This window comes from Acidovorax sp. LjRoot194 (assembly GCF_964253015.1).
GTDB lineage: Bacteria > Pseudomonadota > Gammaproteobacteria > Burkholderiales > Burkholderiaceae_C > Acidovorax.
Window position 1 is genome coordinate 3,165,010 of sequence record NZ_CAXUQB020000001.1, and the last position, 15,129, is coordinate 3,180,138.

Annotated in this window: 1 protein-coding gene; it reads right to left on the bottom strand. The window is 67.7% G+C overall.

The features are described 5' to 3' along the window. Positions 1-13: 13 nt before the first annotated feature. Positions 14-15,010, bottom strand: coding sequence for an Ig-like domain-containing protein (locus ACSQ3N_RS14255; RefSeq protein WP_436146624.1), 14,997 nt, complete (start codon positions 15,008-15,010; stop codon positions 14-16). Positions 15,011-15,129 lie beyond the last annotated feature (119 nt).

Here is a 15,129-nt window from a genome sequence, read left to right on the forward strand (position 1 = left end):
GTCGCTCCCGGAATCAGAGCACCGGGTGCAGCGCGGCTTGCTGGTCGACCAGCAGATTCGCCATCGCGCTGTGCCACACGTCAGGTGTGTGGTCGTCGATGGACGCCGTCGCGCTCGCGTGCTTCGCGCCAGCACCGTCCAGTCGCCCTGCATCGTTGCCGTCGACCGTCAACAACAGCGGCTTGGTGGCAAAGGCATGGACCTCCAACGGCTTCATATCCACCGTGACAGGCGATGCGTCGTCCGTGCCCGGGTCGTCATGCGGAGCGACAGTGGCGTTTTGCACCAGGGCGTCCAGCGAATCGTGGGCGAACATGGCGTCGGCCACCAACATCGACGACCCGTCAGCCATGGTGGCCGATGTGCGCCCGAACTCGATCACGCCGTCGCCGTGCCGCACCTGTCCATCGCTGGTCAAACCGATGGACGTGATGCCCCATTCGGCCAGCGACCGGACCTCGCCCGCATCGCTCAAACCGTTCTGGTTGGCATCGCGCCACACCGCGAACTGCGAGAACTCCTTGTCGTTCGCATCGAACACGCCGTCATGGTTGGTGTCGAAGCGTGCGGCCAGGCCTTGCAGGTCGGTGCTGCCGCCGTACTGGGTAAAGGCGTACTGGCTGCTGTCGTGCACCACACCATCGCCGTGCTTGTCCCACACCAGCACGCCATCGTTGGCGCCTGTCCAGGCGGTGCGCTCCGCTACGCCGTCTCCGGTCACGTCCATCACGACATGGCCGTATTCGATGTGGCCATCGTGGTTCAGGTCCAACACCACCGGCGGCGTGAAGTTGATGGGCTTGGTCACGCTGTTGCCGGCCTTGTCGACCACGGTCGCGTACAGGGGCCTGGTGCTGTCCTGCACTTCGCTCGTCGTGATCTGCCACTGTCCCTGCGCATCCGTCACCGTCGTACCGAGGACGGCGCCTGCACCGTCTTTCAGCGTCACCGTGCTGTTCAGTTCCGCCGTGCCATTGACCACTGTCGTGGCAGGCATGTCGATGACGGCCTGGTAGACAGCGGCACCGCTGCCGTCCCTGGCATCGTCAGCCTCGGTGTTCCAGGACACCACCACCTTGCCACCGACCAACGCGGTGACGTGCAGCGGTGGCTGCTCTCCCGCGTCGCTGAGTTCCGCCCGGTAATTGCTCACCAGAATTTCGCTGCCGACCTTCGCGCCCTGGGCATTGAAGTACTGGCCGCGAATCACGGAGTTGCCTGGGTCAGCCCAGGAATCGTCGTACCAGGCAGCAAAGAATCCGCCGGTGTCCAATCCGACCATGGTCGGCGGGGACTGGTTCCCTGCCGTGGTCGTATTGACCATGGTTTGGGCACTGACCGTCACTGCACCAGCGTTGTTGCTCACCACCACCATCGCTGCCTCGTTGGTGTCCGTGGGGCCGGTGTTGTTGGTGCTGTCTTCGGTTTGCCAGCCCACGGCGACCTTGCCACCCTGGAGCGCGGTGGCCGTCAGGAAAGGCATGTCGACCTGGGTGTTTTCATTGACCACCCAGGTGCCCAGGGCCACCTCACCACCGACCTTGCTGCCGCTGGCATTGAAGTACTGGCCGCTGATCTGGCCTTGGCCGCCTTTGACGCTGCTGTCGTCGTTGAACCAGGCGATGAAGTAACCGCCATCGCTGGTCGCCACCATCACCGGCGCGCCCTGGTTGCCTGCCGTCGTGGTGTTGGCCACGGATTGCGGGCCCACCGTGCCCGTGCTGGACACCACGACCTGAGCTACTTCGGTAGACGCCGTGTTGGGGCCTGCCGGGCCGCCTTCAGCCGTCCATGCCACTGCGATGCTGCCATTGCTGAGTGTCACGGCGCTCAGCGGTGGCTGACCCACAGCCCAGGAGTCGCCATTGACCTGCCAGCTACCCAGTTGGAGCTCCCCACCGGTCTTGTTCCCATTGGCATCAAAGAACTGTCCGCGCACCACGCCTTGGGGGTCCGTGTCGTCCGCGTTGTACCAGGCCATGAAGAATCCGCCATCCTTGGTAGCCACCATGGCCGGGCCGGACTGGTTTCCAGCCAGTGTCGTGTTCGCCAACGTGGGCGCACCTGCCGAAGCCGTGCTGCCTGTCAGGGTGGCCGTTGCATAGGCCACTTCGCTGGTGGCGTTGGAGCCGCCTCCGCCCACACCGCCGTTGGAGTCCTCGGTCTGCCATGACAGCACCACCTTGCCATTGTCCAGCGCCACGGCGCTCAGCATCGGCATGTTGGCATAGCCGTTGCCGTTGACCTGCCAGTTGCCGCCACCAAAAGTCAGCTCATTGCCGATCTTGATGCCATTGGCGGTGTAGTACTGCCCGTGCACCGCGCCTGCAGGGTCGTTCAGTGCGTTGTCGTACCAGGCTGTGAAATAGCCGCCGTTGCTGGTCTTCACCGTGACAGGACCGGACTGATCGCCCGCCGTGGTGGTGTTGACCTGCTGCCCAGTCAGCACAAAGGACGGCGCGGTACCAACGAAGACGTTCTGCGCCGTTGTCTGGCTGGGCGCAGCGGTGCTCGTGTCCAGAGTGAAGGACACGGAGTTGCTGCCGCTCACATTGCCCGCTGCATCGATCTGGCGAACACTGATCGTGTTGGCCCCCTCCACCGCGGTGGGTTTGCTCGCGCTCCAGTTGGTACCGTCCTGGCTGTACTGGACGACCGCGCCTTGCTCCACGCCGCCTGCTGTGTAGCTTCCGTTCCTGGTGTAGGCGTCGCTCGACGAACCCGTCTGAGTGCCTGCAGTGTCCTGGTCCAAGGCAATCGTGGGCGCCGCCGGTGGCGTGGTGTCCACCTTGAGCACCAAGGGGCCGCTCTGGGCACTGTCCGTGCCCGCGCTGTTGGCGGACGTAAAGGTCAGGTTGTAGGTTCCGTCAGCCAGCGGAACGTTCGGCGTGAGTGTGCCCGTCGCCGCGTTGTAGGTCGCAGCCACAGCCGTGCCGTTGACATACAGCTTGGGGTTGGTCAGGCCTGTGCCGACATTGATGCCGGGCGTGGTGTCGTTGGTGGCCGGTGCCGTGCTGTTGGCATTGGTGACCGGCGCGGAATTGTCGTCGTAGCTTGTGGGTGCTGCTCCAGCCGGAGGCGCACCGGTATCCACGGTGATGTTCAATGCCGGGCTCTTGCTGCTTTCGTTGCCTGCCGCATCGGTCAGCGTGTAGCTGAACGTGTGAGCGCCGTCGGGCAGTGCCGCCGTGGGCGTGAGTGTGCCGGTGGCCGGGTCGTAGGCGGCGGCCACCGCCACGCCATCGACGTACAGCTTGGGCGTGTCGCTGAGGTTCTGCCCCACCAGGATGCCCGGGCGGGTGTCGTCCGTAGTCGGTGCCGTGCTGTTGGCGCCCTGCACCGCACCCACATCATCCTTGTAGCCTGCGGGTGGTGCCGCCGGGGTGCTCGGTGCCGTCGTGTCGACCTTGACGGTGTAGGCCGCGCTCGGCGTGCTCTCGTTGCCCTGAGGGTCGGTGGCCGTCACGGTCAGCGGATGGCTGCCTTCGGTCAGAGGCGCGGTGGGCGTGAAGCTCCAGCTGCCGTTGGCCTGCACGGTGGTGGCGCCCAGCAGAGCGCCGTTGTCGTAGACCTTGATGGTGTCGCCGGCCGTCCCGCCCGTGCCCGACAGCGTGGGCGTGGTGTCGTCGGTGCTCGCGCCGTTGGCCACCGGGCCCTGTACCGTGCCCACGTCGTCCGTGACATTGGCGATGGACGGTACCGCAGGTGCCGTGGTGTCGATCGTCAGGCTGAAGGTGGTGCTGCCCGTGGTGCCCGCCGCGTTGCGGGCCTCCACGGTGTAGTTGTGCTGGCCTTGCGCCTGCGCCGGCAGGATGAAGCTCCACGCACCGCTGGCGTCGGCCGTGGCCGTGCCCACGGTGGTGGCGCCTTCCTTGACGGTGATCGTCGCGTTGGCCGCTGCCGTACCGACCAGCGTGGGCGTGGTGTCGTCGGTGCTTGCGCCGTTGGCCAGGTCGCCCTGCTTGCTGCCCGCGTTGTCGGTGGCCTTGGCCACCGAGACGGTCACGTTGCTCGTATCCACCGTGAAATTCAGCGGGTCGCTCGTGACGCTGGTGTTGCCGGCCGCGTCCGTGGCCGTTGTGGTGATGGCGTGCGCACCGCTGGCCAGTTGCGCCGTGGGCGTGAAACTCCAGCTGCCATTGGTTTGTACGACTGCGCTGCCCAGCAGCGTGCCATTGTTGTAGACCTTGACGGTATCGCCCGGCGTGCCCGAGCCGCTGAAGGTCGGGGTGGCGTCGTCGGTCGTGCTGCCGTTGGCCACGGCGCCTTGCACGCCGCCCTGGTCGTCCGTGGCCGTGGGCGCGCTCGGCTTGGCCGGACCAGTGGTGTCTAGCACGATGGCATAGGCACCCGTCTCGGCACTGGACTGGCCCGCGCCGTCGATGGCCTTGGCCGTCAGCAGCTTGGTGCCGTCGCCAGTCAGGGCATTGCTCGTCACGCTCCAGGTGCCGTTCGGGGCCACGGTGGTGGAGCCGACTTCCACACCGTCGGTGTAGAGCTTGATGGTGGTGCCTGCCGTGCCGGTGCCGCTGACGGTGGGTGTGGTGTCATCCGTCGTATCGCCCTTGGCGATGGTCCCCGTCACGCTGCCTGCGTTGTCGCTCACGCCGGTAATGGCCGGCTGTGCGGGGGCATCGCCCAGCAGCTTGAAGTTCCAGCCTGCGCTGGAGGGTCCTTCGTTGCCCGCGGCGTCCACCGGACGCGCAGTGAGGTTGTGGTCACCGCTGGCCAGCGGGGTGGCAGGCTCGAAGCTCCAGGCGCCGTTCGTCACGATGGCGCTGCCCAGCAGCGTGGAGCCATCGTAGACGTTGACCTTGGCTACGTCAGCGCCTACGCCGGTCCCCTTGAACGTGGGGCGCGCGTCGTCGGTCATGCCGCCACGGGCGATCTCGCCCTTGACCGAGCCTACGTCATCCAGCAGGGTCAGCGTGCCTTCGCCGCCGGCCGCCGGGCCGCTCGTGTCCACGGTAAGGCTGAACGCCGGGCTCTTGCTGCTTTCATTGCCGGCCGCGTCGGTCAGCGTGTAGCTGATGCTGTGCGGGCCTTCGGCGAGCGCAGTGGCGGGTGTGAGGGTGCCGGTCGCCGGGTCGTAGGCCGCCGCCACCGCCACGCCATCGACATACAGCTTGGGCGTTTCGGTAAGGTTCTGCCCCACCAAGATGCCCGGGCGGGTGTCGTCGGTGGTCGGCGCAGTGCTGTTCGCGCTCTGCAGCGCGCCCACGTCGTCCTTGTACGCCGCAGGTGCGACCGGTGCGGACGGGGCCGTGGTGTCGACCCTGACCGTGTAGGCCGCGCTCGGCGTGCTTTCGTTGCCCTGCGGATCGTTGGCGGTCACCGTCAGCGGGTGGCTGCCTTCCGGGAGGGGTGCCGTGGGCGTGAAGCTCCAGCTGCCGTTGGACTGCACCGTCGTGCTGCCCAGCAGCGCGCCGTTGTCGTAGACCTTGATGGTGTCGCCCGCGGTGGCGCCTGAGCCGGTGAGCGTGGGCGTCGTGTCGTCCGTGGTCGCGCCGCTGGCCACCGGTCCCTGCACGGTGCCCACGTCGTCGGACACGCCGCCGATGGTCGGCACGGCGGGAGGCGTCGTGTCGATGGTCAGGGCGAAGCTGGTGCTGCCCGTGGTGCCCGCGGCGTTGCGTGCCTCCACCGTGTAGTTGTGCAGGCCTTGCACCTGCGTCGGCAGCAGGAAGCTCCAGGCACCGCTGGCGTCGGCCGTGGCCGTGCCCAGCGTGGTGGCGCCTTCCTTGACGGTGATGGTGGCGCCGGCCGCTGCCGTGCCGACCAGTGTGGGCGTGGTGTCGTCGGTACTGGCGCCGTTGGCCAGGTCGCCCTGCTTGGGGCCAGCGTTGTCCATCGCTTTGCCGACAGAGACGTTCACATTGCTCGTGTCCACCGTGAAGTTCAGCGGATCGCTGGTTGCACTGGTGTTGCCGGCCGCATCGGTGGTGTTGGTGGTGATGGCGTGCGCGCCGCTGGCCAGTTGCGCGGTGGGCGTGAAACTCCAGCTGCCGTTGGCCTGCACCGATGCACTGCCCAGCAGGACGCCGTTGTCAAAGACCTTGACCGTGTCGCCCGGCGTGCCGGAGCCGCTCAGGGTGGGTGTGGAGTCGTCGGTCGTGCCGCCGTTGGACACCGGGCCCTGGACCGCGCCCTGGTCGTCATTGGCCGTGGCCACGCCGGGCTTGGCCGGTGCGGTGGTGTCCAGCACGATCGCATAGGCACCGGTTTCGGTGCTCGACTGGCCTGCGCCGTCGAAGGCCTTGGCCGTCAGCAGCTTGGTGCCGTCGCCTGTCAACGCGCTGCTCGTCACCTGCCAGGTGCCGTCCTGCGCCACGGTGGTCGAACCCACCTGCACGCCGTCGGCGTAGAGCCTGACGGTGGTGCCAGCGGCGCCCGTTCCGCTGACGGTGGGCGTCGTGTCGTCGGTGGCCGCGCCCTTTGCGATATTGCCTTGCACACCGCCAGCGTTGTCGCTCACGCCGGTGATGGCGGGCTCCCGCGGGGCGTCGCCCAGCAGCTTGAAGTTCCACGCGGTACTGGCGGGGCCTTCGTTGCCTGCAGCGTCCACAGGGCGCGCCGTGAAGTTGTGGTCTCCGCTGGCCAGCGGTGTGGCGGGCTCGAAGCTCCAGCTGCGGTTGGTCACCACGGCGCTGCCCAGCAGTGTGGCGCCGTCGTAGATATTGACCTTGGCCACGTCGGGCCCCGCGTTCATGCCCTTGAAGGTGGGCTTAGCGTCGTCGGTCATGCTGCCCGGGGTGATCTCGCCCTTGACGGCGCCCACGTCGTCCAGCAGGGTCAATGTGCCTTCGCTGCCGGAGGTCGGTGCACTGGTATCCACCGTCAGGCTCAGCGCCGGGCTCTTGCCGCTTTCGTTGCCGGCTGCGTCGGTGAGCGTGTAGCTGATGTTGTGCGCGCCATCGGCCAGCGCAGTGCTGGGGGTGAGTGTGCCCGTGACGGGGTCGTAGGCCGCAGCCACCTGCACGCCGTCCACGTACAGCTTGGGCGTGTCGGTGAGGTTCTGGCCCACCAGGATGCCCGGGCGGGTGTCGTCGGTGGCGGGAGCCGTGCTGTTGGCGCTTTGCACCGCGCCCACGTCGTCCTTGTAGCCTGCGGGTGCTGCCGTGGGGGTTGTCGGAGCCGCCGTGTCCACCCGGACCGTGTAGGCCGCGCTCTGCGTGCTTTCGTTGCCCTGCGGATCGGTGGCGGTCACCGTCAGCGGGTGGCTGCCGTCGGTCAGCGGTGTCTGCGGGGTGAAGCTCCAGCTGCCGCCCGGCCTGACCTGCGTGCTGCCCAGCAGCACGCCATTGTCATAGACCTTGATGGTGTCGCCCGCCGTGGCACCGGTGCCCGACAGCGTGGGTGTGGTGTCGTCGGTGCTGGCGCCGTTGGCGACCGGGCCTTGCACAGTGCCGACGTCGTCGGTGATATCGCCGATGGCCGGCACGGCCGGAGCGGCGGTGTCGATGGTCAGGGCGAAGCTGGTGCTGCCGGTGGTGCCCGCCGCATTGCGCGCCTCGACGGTGTAGTTGTGCAGGCCTTGTGTCTGCGCAGGCAGCGTGAAGCTCCAGGCACCGCTGGCGTCGGCCGTGGCCGTGCCCACGGTGGTGGCGCCTTCCTTGACGGTGATCGTCGCGTTGGCGGCCGCCGTCCCCACCAGAGTCGGTGTGGTGTCGTCAGTGCTCGCACCGTTGGCCAGATCGCCCTGCTTGCTGCCGGCGTTGTCGGTGGCCTTGCCGACCGACACGCTGACGTTGCTGGTGTCCACCGTGATGTTGAGCGGGTCGCTGGCCGCACTGGTGTTGCCCGCCGTGTCGGTCGCCGTGGTGGTGATGACGTGCGCACCGCTGCCCAGCGGCGTCGTGGGGGTGAAGCTCCAGCTGCCGTTGCCTTGCACCAGCGCTGTGCCCAGCAAGGTGGCGCCGTTGCCGTTGTTGTCGTAGACCTTGACCGTGTCGCCCGGCGTGCCGGATCCGCTCAGCGTCGGGTAAGCGTCGTCGGTGGTACCGCCGTTGGGCACCGGGCCCTGCACGGAGCCCTGGTCGTCGCTGGCCGTAGCCGTAGCCGGCTTGGCGGGTGCCGTGGTGTCCAGAACGATCGCATAGGCCCCCGTCTCGGGACTGGCCTGGCCTGCGCCGTCGATGGCTTTGGCGGTAAGTTGCTTGGTGCCGTCGCCCACGAGCGCGCTGCTCGTCACCCGCCAGGTGCCGTCCTGCGCGACGGTGGTGGAGCCGACCTCCACGCCGTCGGCATACAGCTTGACGGTGGTGCCGGCCGTGCCTGTGCCACTGACGGTGGGCGTGGTGTCGTCGGTCGTGGCGCCCTTGGCGATGGAGCCGGTCACGTTGCCTGCGTCGTCGCTGACGCCGGTGATGGCGGGAGCCGCCGGTGCGTCGCCCAGCAGCTTGAAAGTCCAGGCAGCGCTGGCGGGGCCTTCATTGCCGGCTGCGTCCACCGGGCGCGCAGTCAGGTTGTGGTCGCCGCTGGCCAGTGGCGTGGCGGGCTCGAAGATCCAGCTGCCGTTGGTCACCACGGCGCTGCCCAGCAGAGTCGCGCCGTCGTACACGTTGACCTTGGCCACGTCGGCACCGGCGCCCGTGCCCTTGAAGGTGGGCCGTGCGTCATCGGTCACACTGCCGCGGGCGATTTCGCCCTTGACGGTGCCCACGTCGTCCAGCAGCGTGAGGGTTCCTTCGCTGCCGGTGGCAGGCGCGCCGGTGTCCACGGTGATGGCGATCGCAGGGCTCTTGCCGCTCTCGTTGCCTGCCGCGTCGGTCAGCGTGTAGCTGAATGTGTGGGCGCCGTCGGCGAGGCCCGCCGCCGGGGTCAGCGTGCCGGTGGCCGGGTCGTACGCGGCAGCTACCGCAATGCCGTCCACGTACAGCTTGGGTGTGTCCGTCAGGTTTTGCCCCACCAGGATGCCGGGGCGCGTGTCGTCGGTGCTTTGCGCCGTGCTGCTGGCGCTCTGCACCGCGCCCACGTCGTCTTTGTAGCCCGCGGGTGCGGCCGTCGGCGTGGCCGGGGCCGTGGTGTCGACCTTGAGGGTGTAGGCCACGCTCGGCGTGCTTTCGTTGCCCTGCGAGTCGGTGGCGGTCGCCGTCAGCGGGTGGCTGCCGTCGGTCAGCGGCGTCAGGGGCGTGAAGCTCCAGCTCCCGTTGGCCTGCACGGTGGTGCTGCCCAGCAGCGCGCCGTTGTCATAGACCTTGATGGTGTCGCCGGCTGTGGCGCCCGTGCCCGACAGCGTAGGTGTGGTGTCGTCGGTGCTCGCGCCGTTGGCGACGGGCCCCTGCACGGTGCCGACGTCGTCCGTGGCGCCGCCGATGGACGGTACTGCCGGGGGCGTGGTGTCGACGATGAGCGCGAAGCTGGTGCTGCCGGTGGTGCCGGCCGCATTGCGGGCCTCGACGGTGTAGTTGTGCTGCCCCTGTGTCTGCGAAGGCAGGATGAAGCTCCAGGCGCCGCTGGCGTCTGCCGTGGCAGTGCCCAGCGTGGCACCGCCTTCCTTGACGGTGACGGTGGCGCCGGCCGCCGCCGTGCCCACCAACGTGGGCGTGGTGTCATCGGTGCTCGCACCGTTGGCCAGGTCGCCCTTCTTGCTGCCGGCATCGTCCACTGCCTTGCCCACCGACACAGTGACGTTGCTGGTGTCCACCGTGAAGTTCAGCGGGTCGCTGGCCGTACGGGTGTTGCCCGCCGCATCGGTCGCCGTGGTGGTGATGGCGTGCGCACCGCTGCCCAGCGGCGTCGTGGGGGTGAAGCTCCAGCTGCCATTGCCCTGCACCGCAGCGCTGCCCAGCAGCGTGCCGTTGTCGTAGACCTTGATGGTATCGCCGGGTGTGCCCGCGCCGCTGAGCGTGGGGGTGGCGTCGTCGGTGGTACCGCCGCTGGCCACCGGCCCCTGGACGGCGCCCTGGTCGTCATTGGCCGTGGCCACGCCGGGCTTGGCCGGTGCCGTGGTGTCCAGCACGATCGCGTACGCGCCGGTTTCGTTGCTGGACTGGCCCGCGCCGTCAAAGGCCTTGGCGGTGAGCAGCTTGGTGCCGTCGCCGGTCAGGTTGCTGCTGGCGATCCGCCAGGTGCCGTCTTGTGCCACGATGGCTGAGCCTACTTCCACGCCATCGGCATAGAGTTTGACGGTGGTGCCCGCCGTGCCCGTGCCGCTGACCGTGGGGGTGGTGTCGTCCGTGGTCGCGCCTTTGGCAATGTTGCCGGTCACGCTGCCAGCGTTGTCATTCACGCCGGTAATCGCCGGCTGCGCAGGCGCATCGCCCAGGAGCTTGAAGTTCCATCCGGCGCTGGCAGGGCCTTCGTTGCCCGCCGCATCGACCGGGCGCGCCGTCAGGTTGTGGTCGCCGCTGGCCAACGGTGTGGTGGGCTCGAAGATCCAGCTGCCATTGGTCACCAAGGCGCTGCCTAGCAGCGTGGCGCCGTCGTAAACGTTGACCTTGGCCACGTCGGCGCCGGCGCCCATGCCCTTGAAGGTGGGCCGCGCGTCGTCGGTCACGCTGCCGCGGGTGATCTCGCCCTTGACCGACCCGACATCGTCGAGCAGTGTCAGCGTGCCTTCGCCGCCGGTTGCCGGCGCAACATTGTCCACGGTGATGGCGAGCGCAGGGCTCTTGCCGCTCTCGTTGCCTGCCGCGTCGGTCAGCGTGTAGCTGAAAGTATGGGCGCCATCGGCCAGCGGGCTGCTGGGCGTCAGCGTGCCTGTGGCGGGATCGTAAGCTGCGGCCACCGCCACACCATCCACGTACAGCTTGGGCGTGTCCGAGAGGTTCTGGCCCACAAGAATGCCAGGGCGGGTGTCGTCAGTGGTCGCTGCGGTGCTGCTGGCGCTTTGCACCGCACCCACGTCGTCCTTGTAGCCCGCGGGTGCCGCCGTCGGCGTCGCCGGGGCCGTGGTGTCCGCCCTGACCGCGTAGGCTGCGCTCAGCGTGCTTTCGTTGCCCTGCGGGTCTGTCGCCGTGACCGTGAGCGGATGGCTGCCGTCAGTCAGTGGCGTCAGCGGCGTGAAGCTCCAGCTCCCATTGGCCTGCACCTGCGTGCTGCCCAGCAATGAACCGTTGTCGTAGACCTTGATCGTGTCGCCTGCCGTACCGCCGGTGCCCGAGAGCGTCGGCGTGGTGTCGTCCGTGCTGGCGTTGTTGGCGACCGGGCCTTGTACCGTGCCCACGTCGTCAGAGACACCGCCGATGTTGGGCGCAGCGGGCGCCGTGGTGTCTATGGTGAGGCCGAAGTTGGTGCTGCCGGTCGTGCCTGCAGCATTGCGTGCCTCCACGGTGTAGTTGTGCACGCCTTGCGTTTGCGCAGGCAGCGTAAAGCTCCAGGCGCCATTGGCGTCGGCTGTGGCGGTACCCAGCGTGGCCCCGCCCTCCTTGACGGTGACGGTGGCGCCGGCCGCCGCCGTGCCCACCAGCGTGGGCGTGGTGTCGTCGGTGCTGGCGCCGTTGGCCAGGTCGCCCTTCTTGCTGCCGGCGTCGTCCACTGCCTTGCCCACCGAAACGGTGACGTTGCTGGTGTCCACGGTAAAGCTCAGCGGGTCGCTGGTCGCACTGGTGTTGCCCGCCGCATCGGTGGTGGTGGTGGTGATGGCGTGCGCGCCGCTGCCCAACTGCGCTGTGGGCGTGAAGCTCCAACTGCCGTTGCTTTGCACTGCGGCACTGCCTAGCAATGTGCCGTTGTCGTACACCTTGACGGTGTCGCCCGGTGTGCCCGCGCCGCTCAGGGTGGGGGTGGCGTCGTCGGTGGTGCCACCGTTGACCACCGGGCCCTGGACGGCGCCCTGGTCGTCATTGGCCGTGGCCACGCCGGGCTTGGCCGGGGCCGTGGTGTCCAGCACGATCGCGTACGCGCCGGTTTCGTTGCTGGACTGGCCCGCGCCGTCGAAGGCCTTGGCGGTGAGCAATTTGGTGCCGTCGCCGGTGAGGGTGCTGCTGGCGATCCGCCAGGTGCCGTCTTGTGCCACGGTGGCTGAGCCAACTTCCACACCATCGGCATACAGCTTGACGGTGGTGCCCGCCGTGCCCGTGCCGCTGACCGTGGGGGTGGTGTCGTCCGTGGTCGCGCCTTTGGCAATGTTGCCGGTCACGCTGCCAGCGTTGTCATTCACGCCGGTAATCGCCGGCTGCGCAGGCGCATCCCCCAGGAGCTTGAAGTTCCATCCGGTGCTGGCAGGGCCTTCATTGCCGGCCGCGTCCACCGGGCGCGCGGTCAGGTTGTGGTCGCCGCTGGCCAATGGCGTGGCGGGCTCGAAGATCCAGCTGCCGTTGGTCACCACGGCGCTGCCCAGCAGCGTAGCGCCGTCGTACACGTTGACCTTGGCCACGTCGGCGCCGGCGCCCATGCCCTTGAAGGTGGGCCGCGCGTCGTCCGTCATGCTGCCGCGCGTGATCTCGCCCTTGACCGACCCCACGTCATCCAGCAGTGTCAGCGTGCCTTCGCTGCCTGTCGCTGGTCCGCTGGTGTCCACCGAGATGTTCAGTGGGTCGCTCGCCGCACTGATGTTGCCTGCCGCATCGGTCGCGGTGGTGGTGATGGTGTGCGCGCCGCTGCCCAGCGGCGTGGCGGGTGTAAAGCTCCAGCTGCCGTTGGGCTGCACCGGTGCGCTGCCCAGCAAGGTGCCGTTGTCGTACACCTTGATGGTGTCGCCTGGCGTACCGGAGCCGCTCAGCGTGGGTGTGGTGTCATCGGTCGCACCGCCGTTGGCGATGGGGCCTGTGACGGCGCCCTGGTCGTCCGTGGCTGTTGCCACTCCCGGCTTGGTGGGCGCTGTGGTGTCCAGCACAATCGTGTAGGCCACCGTTTCCGCGCTGGACTGGCCTGCGCTATCGATCGTCTTGGCCGTCAGCAGCTTGGTGCCATCGCCCGCAAGAGCGCTGCTGGTTGCCGTCCAGGTGCCATCTGCGGCCACCGTGGTCGAGCCTACCTCCTGGCCGTTGGCGTACAGCTTGACGGTGGTGCCCGCCGTGCCAGTCCCGCTGACTGTAGGCGTGGTGTCGTCGGTCGTGCCGTTCTTGCCAATGCTGCCCGTCACGCCACCGGCGTTGTCAGTCACGCCCGTGATCGCGGGAGCGGCGGGCGTGTCGCCCTGCACCTTGAAATTCCACCCGCTGCTGGCTGGCCCCTCATTGCCCGCCGCATCCACGGGGCGCGCCGTCAGGTTGTGGTCGCCAGGGCTCATTGGCGTCGTGGGCTCGAAGCTCCAGTTGCCGTTGCTGTTGCCCGTGGCGGTGCCCACCAGGGTGTTGCCGTCATACACATTGACCTTGGCCACGTCGGCACCAGCACCGGTGCCTTTGAACGTGGGCCTTGCGTCGTCGGTCACGCCGCCGAGGGCCACCTCGCCCCTGACCGCACCCACGTCGTCCGTCAGCGTCAAAGCGCCTTCGCTGCCGGCTTTTGGCGCGGTGGTGTCCACCGTCAGGCTCAGCGCTGGGCTCTTGCCGCTTTCGTTGCCGGCTGCGTCGGTCAGCGTGTAGCTGACGGTGTGCGCGCCTTCCGTCAATGCGCTGCTGGGTGTGAGCGTGCCGGTGGCCGCGTCGTAGACCGCAGGCACCTGCACGCCGTCCACGTACAGCTTGGGCGTGTCCGTGAGGTTCTGGCCCACCAGGATGCCAGGCTTGGTGTCATCGGTTGCTGCCGCCGTGCTGCTGGAGTTTTGCACCGATCCCACGTCATCCTTGTAGCCCACAGGCGCCGTGGTGGGCGTGGCCGGTGGCGTCGTGTCCACCGTCACGACCAGGGCGTCGCTCTGCTCGCTCAGCGTGCCTGACGCGCTGGTGTTGGCGTAGGTGAGGCTGTGTTTGCCTTCGGACAATGGCACATTTGGCGTGAGGGTGCCAGTCGTGGCGTCGTACGTGGCAGGCACCTCGGTGCCGTCCACGTACAGCTTGGGGTTGCTCAGCCCGGTACCAACCTTCAGCCCGGGCGTGGTGTCATTGGTGGTCGATGCCGTGCTTTGGGCATTGACGATGGGGGCGGAGTTATCGTCGTAAACGGTGGGCGCAGGCGGTTTGACCACGTTGGCGGTGTTCACTGCGACCGAAATAGGGTCGCTCTGGAGGCTTTCGTTACCGGCCTCGTCGCTGACGGTGTAGGTGATTTTGTGGGGGCCGTCTGCCAGCGGCTTGCTGGGCGTGAGGGTCCCTGTTTCGGCATCGTAAGTGGCAGGCACTTGTACGCCATCCACGTACAGTTTTGCACCGCTGAGGCCCACGCCGACGTTCACCCCTGGGGTGCTATCGTCGGTGGCAGCGGCAGTGCTGTTGACACTTTGGACGGCGCCCACGTTGTCGCTATAGCTTGTCGCGGTGGCTGGCTTGCCAGGCGCAGTAGTGTCCACCACTAGCACCAGTGCGGCACTCTGCTCGCTGTACACGCCATCGCTGTTGGCGTGGGTGTACGTGAGCTTGTAGGAGCCTTCGGGCAAAGGCGTGTTGGGCGTGAGCGTGCCGGTTGCCGCATCGTACGTTGCGGCAACCTCTTTGCCATTCACGTACAGCTTTGGATTGATCAGGCCGGTGCCGATATTCAAGCCCGGCGTGGTGTCGTTGGTTGCAGCGGCAGCACTGCGGGCATTGATCACGGGAGCCGAGTTGTCGTTGTAACTCGTTGGCGCGTTGGGCTTGGTAGGTACAGGAGCCGCCACCGGGCTTGTGTCCATGCTGGAAATTGCGGCGGCCGAGAGCGCTGCCCCGCCCACCAGCAACAGGGGCATGGCGGCAAATCCCTCGCCCATGGCCGAACCTGACGCCGGCTCGGCCAAAACCTGCACGGCCCCTTCTCCACCATCCACCAATCCGGTCAAGCCTTGCCCGGACCCGCCTGACTGCGCGACGTAGTCATACACCCCGCCATCCTTGCCGTAGCCCACCAGTCTGGCGCCATCCTGCTCATAGAAATCTTCGATGACCAAGTCCGAACTGCCGGTCGCGTCCTCCAGAAAATCCACTTCCAGATTCGCACCGACACGCCGAACCTTGACGACATCAGGAGCCCGCTGGGTGTCCACCTGCATCAATTCGATCGTGACGCCGCCCCGCGCACTGATTCGTGCCAGGCCTTGGCCTGGGGTCGCCACGGTCCTGGGTGCCGGCGATCGCTCGATGTTTACCGGCCCAGACGTTGTCGATTTAT